The organism is Streptomyces sp. Inha503 (assembly GCF_047215865.1).
Taxonomy (GTDB): domain Bacteria; phylum Actinomycetota; class Actinomycetes; order Streptomycetales; family Streptomycetaceae; genus Streptomyces; species Streptomyces lycopersici.
Map to the genome: position 1 here is coordinate 5,542,694 of NZ_CP178360.1, position 14,826 is coordinate 5,557,519.

Genomic DNA, 14,826 nt, shown 5'->3' on the forward strand with positions numbered 1-14,826 from the left:
AGATACCCGCCCCACGGGGCGGGTATCTTCTCGTGGTACGGGAGCACCGGGTATCCCCACCGCCTAAACCAAAACAGCCGTTCCTCTCGATTCAGCGGGAGGTTCGATGAACGGTTTCCGCTCGGGTGACGCACTGCTCGGTGACCTCGCCACGGGCCAGCTGACCCGGCTGTGCCATGTGGCGGGGCTGAGCGAGGCCGATACGGCCGCGTACACAGGGGTGTTGATCGAGAGTCTGGGGGCCACGGCCGGACGGCCGTTGGCGCAGCCGCCCCCGTCGCACACCTTTCTCTCCGACGACCACAGCCCCGTCGAGTTCTCCCTGGCCTTCCTGCCGGGCCAGACCCCGGACCTGCGGGTGCTGGTCGAGCCGGGCTGCTCCAGCGGGGACGACCTGGCGAAGAACGGCCGGGCCGGTCTGCGATCGATTCACGCCATGGCGGACCGCTGGGGGTTCTCGACCGACCAGCTCGACCGGATCGAGGACCTGTTCCTCCCCCCGTCCCTCGAGGGCCCGATGGCCCTGTGGTGCGCCCTGGAGCTCCGCCCCGGCGGCGTCCCCGGGGTCAAGGTCTACCTCAACCCCTCGGCGAACGGCGCCGACCGGGCCGCCGAGACGGTCCGCGAGGCGCTGGCCAGGCTGGGCCATCGGGAGGCGTTCGACTCGCTGCCCCGGGCGGAGGGCTTCCCGTTCTTCGCCCTGGACCTCGGCGACTGGGACGCCCCGCGGGTGAAGGTCTACCTCAGGCACCCCGGGATGTCCCCCGCCGACGCGGGCTCCCTGCCCCGGATGACCCCCGCACCGGGCCGGGAGGGGCTGGAGGAGTTCTTCCGCACCGTCGGTGACTTCCCCGCCGGGGACCTCGCCGACGACGAGGACGCCGACCGGCTCACCGGGCGCCCCGCCCTCACCTGCCACTCCTTCACGGAGACGGCGACCGGACTGCCCAGCGGATACACGCTCCACGTGCCCGTCCGCGACTATGTCCGGCACGACGGCGAGGCGCGGGAGCGGGCCGTGGCCGTACTGCGCAGCAATGGCATGGACAGCGCGGCCCTCGACCGGGCGCTGGCCGCCGTGAGCCCGCGTCCCCTCGGCGACGGCGTGGGCCTGATCGCCTATCTGGCACTGGTCCACCAGCGCGGCCGGCCGCGGCGGGTGACCGTCTACGTCTCCTCCGAGGCGTACGAGACCCGGCCGCCCCGCGAGACGGTCCCCACCCGTGACCGGGTGCGGGCTCGGCTCTGAACTCCGCCCGGACACCGCACACCGAGCACGCCGGGACACCGAACTCCGGGACACCGCACGCCGAGCACGCCGAAACACCGAACGACGAACAGACAGGAGCAGGGGCAGCGTGGAACCGTACAGGATCAAGGTCGTCGAACCGATACCCGTCACCACAAGGCAGCAGCGCGAAGCGGCGCTGAAGCGTGTCAACTACAACCTCTTCGACCTGCGCGCCGAAGAGGTGACCATCGACCTGCTCACCGACTCGGGCACCGGTGCGCTGTCCGCCGCCCAGCTCGCCGCGGGGATGGCGGGCGACGAGTCCTACTCGGGCTCCCGCTCGTTCTACCGCTTCCACGAGACGGTCACCGAGCTCACCGGCTACGCCCATATCCTCCCCGCCCACCAGGGGCGCGCCGCCGAGCGCGTGCTGTTCACCACCCTGCTGGAGCGCGGCGACCTCGTGCTGTCGAACACCCACTTCGACACCACCCGGGCCAATGTCGAGCTGAACGGCGCCGAGGCGCGCGACCTGCCGTGCCCCGAGGCCAAGAACCTCGACAGCACCGACCCGTTCAAGGGCAACATCGACCTGGACGCGCTCGCCCGGACGCTGTCCGGGCCCGATGGCTCCCGGGTCGCCGTGGTCGTCATGACCATCACCAACAACGGCGGCGGCGGCCAGCCCGTGTCCATGGAGAACCTCAAGCGGACGGCCGCCCTGTGCCGTCAGCACGGGGTGCCGCTCTTCCTGGACGCCGCCCGGTTCGCCGAGAACGCCTGGCTGGTCACCCGCCATGAGCTGGGCTACCGCGACCGCACCCCGCGGCAGGTCGCGGAGGAGGCGTTCCGCCTGGCGGACGGCTGCATGATGAGCGCCAAGAAGGACGGCATCGTCCACATCGGCGGCTTCATCGGCACCAACGACCCGGAGCTCGCCCAGAAGTGCGAGCTGCTCCTCATCGCCACCGAGGGGTTCGCGACCTACGGCGGTCTGGCCGGGCGCGACCTCGACATGATGGCGCAGGGGCTGACCGAGGTGACCGAGCCGAGCTATCTCGCCGAGCGCGCCGAGATCGCCTCCCACCTCGCCCACCGGGTCCGCGCCGCGGGCGTGGACATCGTCGAGCCGCCGGGCATGCACGCGCTCTACCTCAACGCCGGGCGGTTGCTGCCGCACATCCCGCCGCACCACTACCCCGGCCACGCCCTGGCCTGCCAGCTCTATCTGGAGGGCGGCATCCGCTCGGCCGAGCTGGGGTCGCTCTATCTCGGTGAGGAGGACGAGCACGGAAACCCGATCAAGAGCGCGCCGTACGAGCTGGTCAGGCTCGCCCTGCCGCGCCGGGTCTACACCCGCAGCCACTACGACCACGTGGGCGAGACGCTCGCGAAGATCGCCAAGAACGCGGACCAGGTCTACGGCTTCCGGATCACCGACCAGTCCCCGATCCTGCGTCACTTCCGCGCCACGCTGGAGCCGGTGCCCATCAGGGGCTGAGCTCCGCACGGCCGCACGCGCGGGCCCGGCACCGGACACCACTGGTGCCGGGCCCGCGCCGTACGTACGTCTCGCGCGTCCCGCCCCGTACGCCTCAGCCGTTGCCGAACGAGCCGCTCCTGCCCTCGCGCCAGTTGGGCCGGTCCTCGGTGCCGCGCTTGCCGGAGTCGCGGGTCCCGGGGCCGCCCAGCTCGGACGGGAACCGGCGGCGGCCGTCCCGATCCACCTCATGGGGCTCGCGGTTCTGGGTGACGTAGCCGACGCTGTCCTCGTCGTCCTGGTGCCCCGGGCCATGGCCCGCCGCCCGCGCCTCCTGGTCGGCCTCCTGGACCTTCTGCCAGGAACCGGCGCGGCGTTGCGGCTGCTGGGGCGGGACCGGCTCACGGGCCCGTAGCCGTATCCCCCACCACACGGCCCCGAAGCACAGGATCACGACCACCAGCCCGACGATGAACGGCCCCGTCCCGACCAGCAGGTCCCGGGTCACGGCGAGATCCTCGGTGTACGTATCCATGGCGGCCGGGTACCCGGGCCCGCCCGGATATCACTCCGGCCTCATCGGCGTCACACCCGGCCCGCGTCGTCACCGCGCCGCGGGCCCCTCCGCCGCGGGCCCCTCCGCCGCCCGGATCGCGTCGCGGTACGCGCGGGCCGCCGCGCGCAGCGCCGCCTCCGGGTCCACGCCCTCCGCCTCGGCCCGCACCGCGAGCGCCAGCAGCTCATAGCCGATGCCCGCCCCGTCCGGCAGGGCCACGTCGAGCCCGGCCATCCGGGCGCGGAAGGCCAGCTTGGCGGTCAGCGCGAGCGAGGGCTGGCCGAGCGGCACCCCTTCGGTGACCGAATCGCGCCGCTTCTCGGCCGCCTTGGTCCGCAGCCAGTGGCGCCGGACGTCCTCCGGGGTCTCGGCGGCCTCGTCGCCGAAGACATGCGGATGGCGGTGGATCAACTTCTCCACGATGCCGCCCGCCACATCGTCGATCGAGAACGGGTGCTCGGGGTCGTCCTGGGCGATCCGGGCGTGGAAGACGACCTGGAGCAGCACATCGCCGAGCTCCTCGAGCAGCGCCTCGCGGTCGCCCTCCTCGATGGCCTCGACGAGTTCGTACGCCTCCTCGATGCCGTACTTCACCAGCTCCTCGTTGGTCCGGGTGCCGCTCCACGGGCACTCGGCGCGGATCCGGTCCATGACCTGCACCAGATCGAGCAGCCGCGCGCCCGGCAGATCGTAGGAACCGGGCAGCAGCTCCAGGTCCGGCATCGCCTCGCGGCCGGATCCGGCCAGCCGCGCCAGCCCGTCGGTCAGCTCGGACTCGCCCTCGGCGGAGGTGATCACGACGGCCGTGCGGCCGCCCTCCGCCACGCAGTAGTCGACCAGCTCGCGCGCGCCCGGCGCGCCAGGCTCGACCTCGACGCCCGCGTCCCGCAGATAGGGCAGCTGCGGATGGTCCGGGTCGCCGGAGAGCACCCGGTCGGCACCGCGCAGCACCTGCCAGGCGGGCCAGGACAGCAGTCCGGGCGCCACCCGGTGACTGGTGGTGAGAAGGACGATGCGCCCGGTGGGGGCGGCGTCAACGGGGGCGGGCGAGTCAGGTGCGGTCACCCTTGCAACGTAACTTACGCCTGCTCGGGGGTACCGCCGGAGGTCCGCAGCCAGGCCTCCTTGGCCAGGACGGCGGTGCCCTGGGCGTTGTCCCACTTTCCGTAGCGGGGGTTCACCCGGATGTCGAGCGCCTTGGAGGTCTGCGTGAACACCTCATTGACCTTGGAGGTGCCCAGCTTGCGCAGCAGCGCGTTGCGCGTGAGGTCCATCCGGACCGCCTCGTCGATCCCGCCGGGCGCGATGCCCTGCTGGAGGTAGAGGGCGCGCAGGGCGGTGGCCCCGCCGCTCTGCTTCTCGGCGGCGGAGCGGGCGCGCTGGACCTCGCGGCGGCTGGGGCTGATCCCGTTGTCCTCACCGGCCCGCTCAATCACCCGGAACTGGATCATCCGGATCAGTGTGTCCTGGCTCAGCCGGCCGCTGCCCGCGACCATCTGGGCCGCCCTCGGGTCACTGCCCTGAGCCTGCCGGACGGCCTTGACCTGCGCCTGGAGCTGGGACACGGTGATCCGGCCACCGTCCAGGACCGCCGCGGCCCCGGGCCGCGGGGCGTCTCCGCACGCGGTGATCAGCGGTGCGGAGAGCAGCAGCGCGGACGCGGCGGAGACGGTGAGCGCAGTACGGCGGCGGATCATTGAGCCTCCCGGCAGAGATCGTGCGGCGCGACAAACGATCTGGCGTTGATCGATGGTATGGAGTCGGCGCGGCCTAGGCCACTGCTTGGACAACGATTCACCACGGTCTTGGTCAGCCTCCTGGCCGACGCTGCCCTCCGCGAGCTAGCGCGCGGGCAACTTCGTGCTCGGGCAACCGCCCAACACCCGCTTCATCGCGCCCTTCTCGGCGCCGGTCACCCACAGCCCGTACGTCTTCTTCACCGCCACCTGGTGCGCCACATAGTCACAGCGGTACGCCTTGTTGGGCGGCAGCCAGGTCGCCGCGTCGCCGTCGCCCTTACGGCGGTTGGCGGAGGCGTCCACGGCGATCAGATTGAGCGGATCGTTGGCGAATTCCAGGCGCTTGTCCCGGTCCCACTTCTGGGCGCCCTTCTGCCAGGCGTCCGACAGCGCGACCACATGGTCGATGTCCACCTTGCTGCGGCCCCGGACGAACCGGACATCGCGGCCGGTGTACGGATCGTCGGTGAGCGTGCCCGAGGCGACCAGGCAGTGGCCGTCACGGAACCTCACGTCCTTCAGGTCCCGCTTGAGGATGTCATCGCGGGTCCCGCAGCCGTTGTCATCGGTGTCCACCCACGAGCTGCCGAACTCGCTCCGCTCGTAACCCGTCTTCGGCGCACGGCCTTTGACTGTGAGCGAGGACACAGCCGCCAGGGCCGAGCCGGACGCCGCGGGCCGGCTCGGACCGCTCCCGCCCTCGTCAGCGCCCTTGCCGTCCTGGTCACCGGCCTTGCAGCCGCCGACCGCCAACAGCGCGGCCAGCACCGCCACGGAACTTCGCATCGGTATGCGAAACCGTCCCTGCAACCTTCCCGCCCCCTTCGCGTATCTTTTCGCACAGACCGCCCACACGATAAGGACCCTGGATGGACACGGCCGCAACCGCTCCGCCCGGCACCGGCGCCGAGGGGGCGACCGCCGTCATCGGGGGGCGTACCCGGCTTCTCGCGAGGGCAGGCGTACTGCGGCGGCCGGGGGCCGATCCGTACTGGCTGGCCCTCGCCCTCTTCGCCGCCTTCACGGCGCTGTCGGTCTGCCGCTACCGCCGCATGGCCACCATGTCCTGGGACCTGGGCATCTTCGAGCAGGCGATACGGGCGTACGCGCACTTCCAGGCCCCGATAGCCGATCTCAAGGGCCCCGGCGCCAATATCCTCGGCGACCACTTCAGCCCCATAACGGCCCTGCTCGGCCCCGTCTACCGGGTCTTCCCCGGCCCGGTCACCCTGCTGGTCGCGCAGGCGGCGCTGTTCGCCGTCTCCGCCGTCCCCGTCACCCGCGTCGCCGCCCGGCTGCTGGGGCGCGGCCGGGGGCTCGCGATCGGCATCGCCTACGGGGTGTCCTGGGGCCTCCAGCGCGCCGTGGACTTCGACTTCCACGAGATCTGCTTCGCCATCCCGCTCATCGCCTTCTCCCTGGAGGCGGTGATCCGCAGGCACTGGTACGCGGCGCTGCTGTGGGCCGCCCCGCTGGTGTTCGTCAAGGAGGACATGGGCGCCACGGTGGCCGCGATCGGCGCGGTCGTCTGGATCCGCGCCCGGCGCGACCCGGAGCGCGGCCCCCGCGCCGTCCCGCTCGCCGTCGCGCTGGTGGGCTTCGGCGTCGCGGTCTCGGCGCTCGCGCTCGGCGTCGTCATCCCCGGCTTCAACGGCGCCGGGTCGTACGACTATTGGGACAAGGTCGGCGGCGGCGGTGACCAGACCGGCACGATCCCGTTCGGCACCGCGCTGCGCACCCTGCTGTGGATCCTGCTGCCGACCACCGGGCTGCTGGCGCTGCGCTCCCCGCTGCTGCTGGCCGCCGTGCCCACCCTCGGCTGGCGCTTCCTCTCCCACGACGACCACTACTGGGGCACGGACTGGCACTACAGCGCGGTGCTGATGCCGGTCGTCCTGCTGGCCCTGGTGGACGCCCTGGACCGGGTCCGCGACACCCACCGGCCCTGGCTCGCCTCGTACGCCCGTCAACTGCCCGCCGCGGTGTGCGGCGCGGCCCTGGCGCTGTCGTCCTCCATGCCGCTGTACGGCCTCACCCAGGGCGCCACATACGACAAGTCGCCGCAGACGCGGGCGGTGGAGCGGCTGCTGGACCGGATCCCGGACGGGGCGACGGTGGAGGCCAACGTCGGGCCGATAAGCCGGCTCACCAGCCGCTGCCGGGTGTTGTGGGTGGGCGCCACCCAAGGCGTACGGCCGGACTACATAGCCCTTCAGGAGCCGCCGGAGCGCACCGAGCGGCAGGTGATCGAGTACGCCGGGCAGCTCCACCCGGGCAGCTCGTACACGCCCGTGGGCTCCACGTCCGGCTACTTCGTCCTCAAGCGGGGCTAGGGGTGTCCGGCGAGTCTTTCCCCTACCCGCCCCTTCCCGTAACGAGGGGCTCAGCCCCTCGACCCCGGGGTCTGGGGGCGAAGCCCCCAGTTTCGGGAAGGGGCGGGTAGGGGAACGGCTCGCCGCAGGCGTCAAGATCCGCCGGACACCCCGTAAGCCCGGCCCGGGCTCCCGCGCCGCCTCAGCTCATGGGCTTCGGGGCGATCAGGGCGAACGGGGCCCCTTGCGGATCCTTCACCAGTGACATCCGGCCCGCCACCATGTCGTACGGCGGGCGGAGGACCGTACCGCCCTCGGCGGATACTTTGGCCGAAATACGGTCGGTGTCCTCGACGGCGAAGTAGACCAGCCAGTGCGGGGGCACCTCCGGCGGCATCCCCTCCCGCAGCGGCTGGAGCCCGCCGACCGTGCGGCCGTCGACGGAGAGCGCGAAATAGCCCTCGGCGCCCTCGCCCTCCATGGGGGTCGACTCCACGCCCAGCGCCTCCGCGTAGAAGGCCGAAGCCGCCTCCCGGTCGGTGGTGTTGAGCTCGTTCCAGATCAGCGTCCCCGGCTCGTTGACGAGGCCCGCGCCGGTGAAGCCGAGCGGCTGCCAGACGCCGAAGACGGCCCCCAGCGGGTCGGCCGCCACCAGCATCCGCCCGAGGTCCATCACATCCATGACCGGCATCAGCACGGTGCCTCCGGCCCGGCTGATGGACTCGGAGGTGGCCTGGGCGTCGGCGGAGCAGAAGTAGGTGGTCCAGACGGTCGGCGGCGGGGCCTCCTCGCCCACCGACTGCGCGGACATCACCCCCGCGACGGGTTTGCCCCTCAGGGTGCAGGTCGCGTAGCCGCCGGTCTCCGGAGGGCCGATCTCCCCCTCCCAGCCGAACAGCCCGGAGTAGAAGTCCAGGGCGGCCTGTTGGTCGGGGACCATCAGATCGATCCAGCAGGGCGTTCCGGGCTGATAGGACGTGACTTCGGTCATGGGGCCGCCTCCGTATCGCCACTTCCGGCCGTGTGCGGCCGGTACGGGATGCCCCCATGGCCCATTCTCCTCCGGCCCGGGCGTCACGCCACTCGGCGCGGACCGCTACCGCGCGCACCGGTTCGCCGACGGGCCGTGAACGCGGCGCACGGCTTCCCGGCCGCGGCGCAAGGCACCCGCACGAAGCAGCCGTTACAAGGCAGCCGTTACGAAGCCGGGCGGCGGCCGGCCCGGAGGCCGACCGCCGCCCGGCGGTGGTGAGAAGAGGGTGTGTCAGGCGCCGCCGACGGCGCTTCCGGCCACCCACTGGCTCCAGTCCATGTTCCATCCGTTGAGGCCGTTGTCCGGCTGGACGGTCTTGTCCTTGGAGTTCTTCACGATGACGACGTCACCGACCTGGGAGTTGTCGTAGAACCAGGCGCCGTCCGTGTTGGGGTCGCCCGCGCCCTTGGTGTCCGACAGACCGACACAGCCGTGGCTGGTGTTGACGTTGCCGAAGATGGACTTGGCGCCCCAGTAGTTGCCGTGGATGAAGGTGCCCGAGGTGGACAGCCGCATCGCGTGGGGCACGTCCTTGATGTCGTACTCGCCCTTGCCGTCGTCGTCCGTGAAGCCGACCGTCGCACCGTTCATCCGGGTCTCCTTGAACTTCTCGGAGATCACCATCTGACCGTTGTAGGTCGTGTTCTCGGGGCTGCCGGCCGAGATCTTGATGGTCTTGAGCAGCTTGCCGTCGCGGACGACTTTCATCTCCTTGGACTCGGCGTCCACCGTGGAGACCTGGGAGCGGCCGATCTTGAAGTTGACCGTCTTCTCCTGGACGCCCTTGACACCGGGCGACGCCTCGACACCGTCCAGGTCCAGCTTCAGGGAGACGGTCGAGCCCGCCTTCCAGTAGTCCTTCGGGCGCAGGTCGAGCCGGTCGCCGCCGAACCAGTGGCCGACCACCTGCTGGCCGCTGCTGGAGGTGACCTTGATGTGGGACTCGACGTCCTTCTTGTTGGTCACCGCCTTGTCGAACCGGATGGACACCGGCATGCCCACGCCGACCGTGGAGCCGTCCTCCGGCGTGAAGTTGCCGATGAAGCTGTTGGAGGGCGAGACGGTGGTGAAGGACGAGTTCTCGGTCGCCTTACGGCCCTTGGAGTCCTCGGCGGACGCCTTGATCTTGTACTGAGTGGCCCGCTCCAGCTGCCCGCTCGGCTTCCAGGACGTCTTGTCGGGCGATATGGTCCCGGCCACGGTATTGCCGGTCGCCGCGGACGTCATCGTGACGGAGGTGAGCTTGCCCTCGCTCACCGTGACCTTGGTGTCACTGTTGATGCCCGCGTTCGTCGCACCGGCCTTCGGCGTGATCTTGATGTGGGCGTCCGACGCGTCCTTGGCCGCCGCCTCGTCGACCTGCGACTGCGACTTGTTGCCGTCGTTCTTGGCGTCGTCGCCGCCGCCATCCCCGCCGCACGCGGCCAGAGTGAGTACGCCGCCGAGCACGGCGGCCACGGCCACCAGCCCCTTACGGCGCTTGCCGTCCGTCATCACACGCTTCTCCATTTGACCTGGATCTTGATCTGGACCCCAGAAACCCCGGACCTGCCCGATAAGAACGCCTGTACCTTTTGGCCGGTTCCACGCACAGTAAAACTGTGCGCAAGACCACTTGGCGAAGGCGCCAGTCAAGCGTAAGACCCGCCGGCATCCGGACCCGCACGGCTCAGCCGTCTTCGTCGCCTTCGTCGCCTTCGCGTGGCCTTCGCCGCCCGGAATCCGGCCCTCCGGGCTCAGTCGTCCTCGTCCAGGCCGGCGAAGGCCCCGGACCACTCGGCGGAGCGAGGATCGTAGTCGACGTGCTCGCTGCTCCAGGACGCCTGGGCCAGTTCGACCCCCGGCACCTCCTCCACCAGCTCGAACGGCTCGACCAGATAGGCCAGCGCCTCGGCCTCGTCCGACTCCACCATGCGGCGTGCGTGGCCCCGCTCCTCGGCGGCCATGGACTCGTCGCCGTCGATCCGCTCGTACGCCGCGCGCCGTAGCCGGTCCGCATCGGCGATCTCGACCACGAGCTCCACACGAAGCCGGACAAAACGTGATGTCTCGGTACTCGTCATGCGACGGAGGTTAGGGGGCCGACCCGTCTCGCTTCCGCACGACCCGCAGTTGTCACTACGATCGGCGCACGGGGTCAATTTGCCGCAGCCTCAAGGAGGATGCCGTTGAACGCACGCCGACCGCTGCTGACCGCCGCCGCTGCCGGTTCGCTGCTGTGCGCCCTGTGGTTCGTCCCGTCCGCCAACGCCACCGTGGAGGACCCGGGATCGTCATCGGCGTCCTCGCGGACCGCCGAGGGCTCGCCCGGGTCCGGGCCCAGGACCGAGGCCGTACCCGACGGGGATCTGGCCGACACCGGCAGTGTGGACGTCACCCCGTACCTCTTCGGCGGCACGGCCTTCCTGGGGCTGGGTGTGGCGATGGTGACCGCCTCCGTGCGGCGCACCCGCCCGGAGGCGTACTAGCCCCTGGGCTCGGGAGCCGTATCGGAGGCGCACCGACCCCCGGCCCGGTTCAGTGCACCAGGTCAGTCCAGGGGGCCGGTCACCGACTCCACGGCCTCGATCAGCTCACCGGATCGTACGAACGCGTCCGCAGCCGCCAGATCCGGCGCCAGATAGCGGTCCTCGCCCGGCCCCTCGACGCCCGCCCGGCGCACCGCCGTCAGCACCGCCCGGCTCGCGGGCGCGGGCTCAAGACCCTGGCGCAGCTCGATGCCCCGGGTGGCGGCGACCAGCTCGACGGCCAGGACGCGGGAGAGGCTGTCCACCGCCGTACGCAGCTTGCGCGCCGCCGACCAGCCCATCGAGACATGGTCCTCCTGCATCGCGGAGGACGGGATGGAGTCGACCGAGGCGGGCACCGCGAGCCGCTTCATCTCGCTCACCAGCGCGGCCTGGGTGTACTGGGCGATCATCAGCCCCGAGTCCACGCCCGGGTCACCGGCCAGGAAGGGCGGCAGGCCGTGGGAGCGGTTCTTGTCCAGCAGCCGGTCGGTGCGGCGCTCGGCGATCGAGGCGAGGTCGGCCGCGGCGACGGCCAGGAAGTCCAGGACGTACGCGACGGGCGCGCCGTGGAAGTTGCCGTTGGACTCCACCCGCCCGTCGGGCAGCACCACGGGGTTGTCCACGGCGGAGGCCAGCTCGCGCTCGGCGACCAGCCGGGCGTGCGCGAGGGTGTCCCGGCCGGCGCCCGCGACCTGCGGGGCGCAGCGGATCGAGTACGCGTCCTGGACGCGCGGCGCATCGTCCTGGTGGTGCCCGGTGAGCCCCGAACCGGCCAGCACCCGCAGCATGTTGGCGGCGCTGGCCGCCTGCCCCGGGTGGGGGCGGATGGCGTGCAGCTCGGGCGCGAGGACGCGGTCCGTGCCGAGCAGCGCCTCCAGCGAGAGGGCCGCGGTCACATCGGCGACGGTGAAGAGCCGGGCGAGGTCGGCACAGGCCATGATCAGCATGCCGAGCATGCCGTCCGTGCCGTTGAGCAGCGCCAGGCCCTCCTTCTCGCGGAGCTCGACCGGCTCGATGCCGTGCTCGGCCAGCAGCTCGGCGGCGGGCCGCACGGTCTTGTCGGGCCCCTCCGCCTCGCCCTCGCCCATCAGCGCCAGGGCGCAGTGGGACAGCGGCGCCAGGTCGCCGGAGCAGCCCAGCGAGCCGTATTCGTGCACGACGGGGGTGATCCCGGCATTGAGCAGCGCGGCCATCGTCTCGACCACGACGGGCCGGACGCCGGTCCGGCCGGACGCGAGCGTCTTGAGCCGCAGGAACATCAGCGCCCGCACCACCTCGCGCTCGACCCGCGCGCCCATGCCGGCGGCGTGCGAGCGCACGATGTTGCGCTGGAGCTGGGCGCGCAGCTCGGGGCTGATGTGGCGCACGGCCAGCGCGCCGAAGCCGGTGGAGACGCCGTAGACGGGCTCGGGCTTGGCCGCGAGGTCGTCGATCACCTGCCGCGCCGCGGAGATGGCGTCGAGCGCCGCCTCGGAGATCTCGATCCGCGCGGTGCCGCGGGCTACGGCGATGACATCGTCGGCGGTCGTTCCGGACGTTCCCACCACCACAGTGTGCATATCCATATTCAGGAACCCTAGAGAGTGAATCCCCACCTGTCACCCCGCTGTCCTTCCCCACCCCCCTCCCCGAACCGGCCCCAAGCCCCAAGGGGGGCCGGGTGCCTGCCCCCGGTATCGGGAAGGGGCGGGGTGGGGAACGAGGACGCGGTGAGGAGCTAGCGGCGGCCTCGGAAGCGGCGGCGTTCCGGCGGGTGGGCGGGAGACGTATCGGCGAGGCGGATCACCGCGTCCTCCGCGCCGCCATCCCGACCCGCCACAACCGGCTTCAGTGAGCGCGCCGCCTTCGCCCGGTACTGGGCCGCGTCCGCCAGGCGGAAGAGGCGGCGGGCCGACGGCACGGGGCCGATCGGATCGCCCGTGGAGGCGATCCCGCAGGCCACCCCCTCGCCCAGCTCCAGCTCCGCGGCCCGCCGGCACAGCTCGTCGGCCACCCGGACCACCTCGTCCGCCGGGGGCCCGACCCCCAGCAGGCAGAACTCATCGCCGCCCAGCCGGGCCACCAGCGCCCCGGGCAGCATCGCGCCGCATATGGACAGCAATGAGCCGAACCGTTCCAGCAGGCGATCGCCGACCGCATGGCCGAGCGTGTCGTTCACCCGCTTGAGGCCGTTGAGGTCGCAGACCACCAGGCTCACCACCGTGCCGTCCGCGTGATGCGCCTCCAGCGCCTCGTCCAGCCGTATGTCCACCGCCCGCCGGTTGCCGAGGCCCGTCAGCGGATCGGTGAAGGCGAGGCGGCGGGCCTCCTCCAGGCGCTCGGTCTGGGCCAGCCCGGCGGCGGTCACCGAGGCCAGCACGGTCGCGAAGTCGGCGTCGTCGCGGTCGAAGACGGGCCGCCCGGCCGCCCGGGCCACGTACAGCTCGCCCCACGCCCGCCCGTGCAGCACGATCGGGGCCACCACACAGCTGCCGCGCCCTCGCCGCCGCAGCGCGGCGACCCTTCCCCAGCTGCCGCTCGGCGGGGCCGAGCCGACGCCGACGCCGGTGCCCACCCCCTCGGCCGTCTCGACCCAGGCGTGCGGCTCCCCGCCCGCGGCCCAGTGCTCATGCACGAATTCGGCGATCTCCGGGAAGTCGTGCACCGGGTACGACTCGTCCTCCGGCAGCCGCTCCTCGCCCGCCATCAGCTCGCCCACGTTCACCAGGACCCGTAGCCGTCCCCGCTCGCGCTCCCACATCGAGATCGCCGCGAAGCTGCCGCCGAGGGCGCGGCGGGCCGCCTCGGCCGCCGCGCCCATCGACTCCTGCGGGGTGTGCGCCGCCGCCATCTCCTGGGCGAGCCGCACGACGGCCCGCAATCGTCCGTCGACCCCACCGGGCCGTCCGCCGATCTCCCCGTTGTCCGTCACGACGGCCTCGCATTCCTCACGGCGATGCATCGTTCGCTCTGCTCTCCAGCGTAAGAACGTCGAGAACAATCCGCTGCGGGCCGTTCACCCCGGGTATCCGAGCGAACGGTCACCCCCGGTGACCGCTTCGCTCCCCCGGGCCGGGGCCACTCCCCGGATCCGGTCAACTTCCCCGGTCCGGGCCCGGTACTCCCCCTGCCGAAAAGTCCGCCACCTCCCGGTCCGGGGCCGTCACTCCCCCGGCCAGTTCGCCGGACGCTTCTCGTTGAAGGCGGCCACACCCTCCGCGCGGTCGCCGGAGAAGGCCACCGTCCGCCACGCCGCGTCCTCGACCTCCAGACCGGCCCGCAGATCCAGCCCCTGCCCCAGCCGCAGGGCCTTCTTGGCGGCCCGCACGCCGACCGGGGAGTTGGCGGCGATGCCCCGGGCCAGCTCCAGCGCCTCGGTCCGGTCCTCGCCCTCCGCCGTCAGCCGGTCCACCAGGCCCAGCGCATGGGCTTCGGGGGCGGCCACCCGGCGCGCGGAGAAGATCAGCTCGGCGGCGCGAGCGGCGCCCACCCGGCGCGGCAGCAGCTGGGTGCCGCCGCCGCCCGGGATCACCCCGACCGACACCTCGGGCAGCCCCACCACGGCGGTGGGGTCGGCGACGATCACGTCGCACGACAGGGCCAGCTCGAAGCCGCCGCCCAGCGCATAGCCGTGCACCGCGGCGATGGCGGGCATCGGCAGTTCGAGCACCCCGGTGTAGGCGGCGCGGGAGACCGGCCGGTGCCGCATCATCTCGGCGTCGGTGAGCGAGTTGCGCTCCTTGAGGTCGGCGCCCACGCAGAAGGCCCGCTCATGGGTCGAGGTCAGCACCACGGCCCGGACGTCACGGTCCTCGGACAGCGCCGCGCAGGCCGCCGCGATGGAGCGCGCCATCTCCGACGAGACGGCGTTCATGGCCTTGGGCCGGTCCAGCACCAGCTCGGCCACGAAGCCGTCCCTGCGGACCGCGACCCACTCCCCGTACCGCTGCTCACTCATCACGCACCCTCCCGGTTAACGACCGTGA

14 protein-coding genes are annotated in these 14,826 nt (G+C 72.0%); 4 read left to right on the forward strand and 10 right to left on the reverse strand.

The annotated features are described in order from the left end of the window. The first annotated feature begins 106 nt into the window (after nucleotides 1–106). Both ACJX2R_RS22745 and ACJX2R_RS22750 read left to right on the forward strand, forming a co-directional pair. A complete protein-coding gene (locus tag ACJX2R_RS22745; RefSeq protein WP_413101627.1) occupies nucleotides 107–1,249 on the forward strand; it encodes a tryptophan dimethylallyltransferase family protein in 1,143 nt (380 codons plus the stop codon). A gap of 109 nt (nucleotides 1,250–1,358) precedes the next feature. Continuing rightward, a complete protein-coding gene (locus tag ACJX2R_RS22750; protein WP_413101628.1) occupies nucleotides 1,359–2,732 on the forward strand; it encodes a tryptophanase in 1,374 nt (457 codons plus the stop codon). A 94-nt stretch (nucleotides 2,733–2,826) separates the two neighbouring features. Here the strand turns inward: ACJX2R_RS22750 and ACJX2R_RS22755 are convergent, their stop codons facing one another. From ACJX2R_RS22755 to ACJX2R_RS22770, 4 genes are all read right to left on the reverse strand, one after another. After that, entirely contained in the window at nucleotides 2,827–3,246 is a 420-nt protein-coding gene (locus ACJX2R_RS22755; protein ID WP_413101629.1) for a DUF6479 family protein, read from the reverse strand. A 69-nt stretch (nucleotides 3,247–3,315) separates the two neighbouring features. Next, nucleotides 3,316–4,332, reverse strand: a complete 1,017-nt coding sequence (locus tag ACJX2R_RS22760; protein ID WP_413101630.1) for a nucleoside triphosphate pyrophosphohydrolase — start codon at nucleotides 4,330–4,332, stop codon at nucleotides 3,316–3,318. A gap of 14 nt (nucleotides 4,333–4,346) precedes the next feature. Continuing rightward, nucleotides 4,347–4,964: a hypothetical protein gene (locus ACJX2R_RS22765; RefSeq protein WP_413101631.1), complete on the reverse strand. Its 618-nt coding sequence runs from the start codon at nucleotides 4,962–4,964 to the stop codon at nucleotides 4,347–4,349. A 144-nt stretch (nucleotides 4,965–5,108) separates the two neighbouring features. Further along, nucleotides 5,109–5,792, reverse strand: coding sequence for an HNH endonuclease family protein (locus ACJX2R_RS22770; RefSeq protein WP_413101632.1), 684 nt, complete (start codon nucleotides 5,790–5,792; stop codon nucleotides 5,109–5,111). An 83-nt stretch (nucleotides 5,793–5,875) separates the two neighbouring features. Between ACJX2R_RS22770 and ACJX2R_RS22775 the strand changes: the two genes are divergently transcribed. Further along, nucleotides 5,876–7,339: a DUF2079 domain-containing protein gene (locus ACJX2R_RS22775; protein WP_413101633.1), complete on the forward strand. Its 1,464-nt coding sequence runs from the start codon at nucleotides 5,876–5,878 to the stop codon at nucleotides 7,337–7,339. Nucleotides 7,340–7,520: 181 nt separating this feature from the next. Here the strand turns inward: ACJX2R_RS22775 and ACJX2R_RS22780 are convergent, their stop codons facing one another. From ACJX2R_RS22780 to ACJX2R_RS22790, 3 genes are all read right to left on the reverse strand, one after another. Further along, the gene (locus ACJX2R_RS22780; RefSeq protein ID WP_413101634.1) at nucleotides 7,521–8,309 is read right to left on the reverse strand and encodes a VOC family protein; all 789 of its coding nucleotides are present in this window, start codon (nucleotides 8,307–8,309) and stop codon (nucleotides 7,521–7,523) included. A gap of 273 nt (nucleotides 8,310–8,582) precedes the next feature. Continuing rightward, nucleotides 8,583–9,860 (reverse strand): L,D-transpeptidase, encoded by a 1,278-nt coding sequence (locus ACJX2R_RS22785; protein WP_413101635.1) that lies wholly within the window; start codon nucleotides 9,858–9,860, stop codon nucleotides 8,583–8,585. Nucleotides 9,861–10,087: 227 nt separating this feature from the next. After that, nucleotides 10,088–10,414 (reverse strand): hypothetical protein, encoded by a 327-nt coding sequence (locus tag ACJX2R_RS22790; RefSeq protein ID WP_413101636.1) that lies wholly within the window; start codon nucleotides 10,412–10,414, stop codon nucleotides 10,088–10,090. A 99-nt stretch (nucleotides 10,415–10,513) separates the two neighbouring features. Between ACJX2R_RS22790 and ACJX2R_RS22795 the strand changes: the two genes are divergently transcribed. Then, nucleotides 10,514–10,819 (forward strand): hypothetical protein, encoded by a 306-nt coding sequence (locus ACJX2R_RS22795; protein WP_262699011.1) that lies wholly within the window; start codon nucleotides 10,514–10,516, stop codon nucleotides 10,817–10,819. Nucleotides 10,820–10,881: 62 nt separating this feature from the next. Here the strand turns inward: ACJX2R_RS22795 and hutH are convergent, their stop codons facing one another. The 3 genes from hutH to ACJX2R_RS22810 form a co-directional block, all read right to left on the reverse strand. Further along, nucleotides 10,882–12,420, reverse strand: a complete 1,539-nt coding sequence (hutH, locus tag ACJX2R_RS22800; protein WP_413105930.1) for a histidine ammonia-lyase — start codon at nucleotides 12,418–12,420, stop codon at nucleotides 10,882–10,884. 158 nt (nucleotides 12,421–12,578) lie between these two features. Beyond that, nucleotides 12,579–13,691 (reverse strand): diguanylate cyclase domain-containing protein, encoded by a 1,113-nt coding sequence (locus tag ACJX2R_RS22805; RefSeq protein WP_413105931.1) that lies wholly within the window; start codon nucleotides 13,689–13,691, stop codon nucleotides 12,579–12,581. 312 nt (nucleotides 13,692–14,003) lie between these two features. Further along, nucleotides 14,004–14,798, reverse strand: coding sequence for an enoyl-CoA hydratase/isomerase family protein (locus tag ACJX2R_RS22810; RefSeq protein ID WP_262699013.1), 795 nt, complete (start codon nucleotides 14,796–14,798; stop codon nucleotides 14,004–14,006). Nucleotides 14,799–14,826: the final 28 nt, after the last annotated feature.

Excerpts from the sequence above, each read along its gene's own strand:
- ACJX2R_RS22785 (WP_413101635.1), bottom strand. The coding sequence starts at position 9,860 with ATGGAGAAGCGTGTGATGACGGACGGCAAGCGCCGTAAGGGGCTGGTG.
- ACJX2R_RS22745 (WP_413101627.1), top strand. The coding sequence starts at position 107 with ATGAACGGTTTCCGCTCGGGTGACGCACTGCTCGGTGACCTCGCCACG.
- ACJX2R_RS22775 (WP_413101633.1), top strand. The coding sequence starts at position 5,876 with ATGGACACGGCCGCAACCGCTCCGCCCGGCACCGGCGCCGAGGGGGCG.
- ACJX2R_RS22790 (WP_413101636.1), bottom strand. The coding sequence starts at position 10,414 with ATGACGAGTACCGAGACATCACGTTTTGTCCGGCTTCGTGTGGAGCTC.
- ACJX2R_RS22765 (WP_413101631.1), bottom strand. The coding sequence starts at position 4,964 with ATGATCCGCCGCCGTACTGCGCTCACCGTCTCCGCCGCGTCCGCGCTG.
- ACJX2R_RS22780 (WP_413101634.1), bottom strand. The coding sequence starts at position 8,309 with ATGACCGAAGTCACGTCCTATCAGCCCGGAACGCCCTGCTGGATCGAT.
- ACJX2R_RS22770 (WP_413101632.1), bottom strand. The coding sequence starts at position 5,792 with ATGCGAAGTTCCGTGGCGGTGCTGGCCGCGCTGTTGGCGGTCGGCGGC.
- ACJX2R_RS22810 (WP_262699013.1), bottom strand. The coding sequence starts at position 14,798 with ATGAGTGAGCAGCGGTACGGGGAGTGGGTCGCGGTCCGCAGGGACGGC.
- ACJX2R_RS22795 (WP_262699011.1), top strand. The coding sequence starts at position 10,514 with ATGCCGTTGAACGCACGCCGACCGCTGCTGACCGCCGCCGCTGCCGGT.
- ACJX2R_RS22805 (WP_413105931.1), bottom strand. The coding sequence starts at position 13,691 with ATGGCGGCGGCGCACACCCCGCAGGAGTCGATGGGCGCGGCGGCCGAG.
- hutH (WP_413105930.1), bottom strand. The coding sequence starts at position 12,420 with ATGCACACTGTGGTGGTGGGAACGTCCGGAACGACCGCCGACGATGTC.
- ACJX2R_RS22755 (WP_413101629.1), bottom strand. The coding sequence starts at position 3,246 with ATGGATACGTACACCGAGGATCTCGCCGTGACCCGGGACCTGCTGGTC.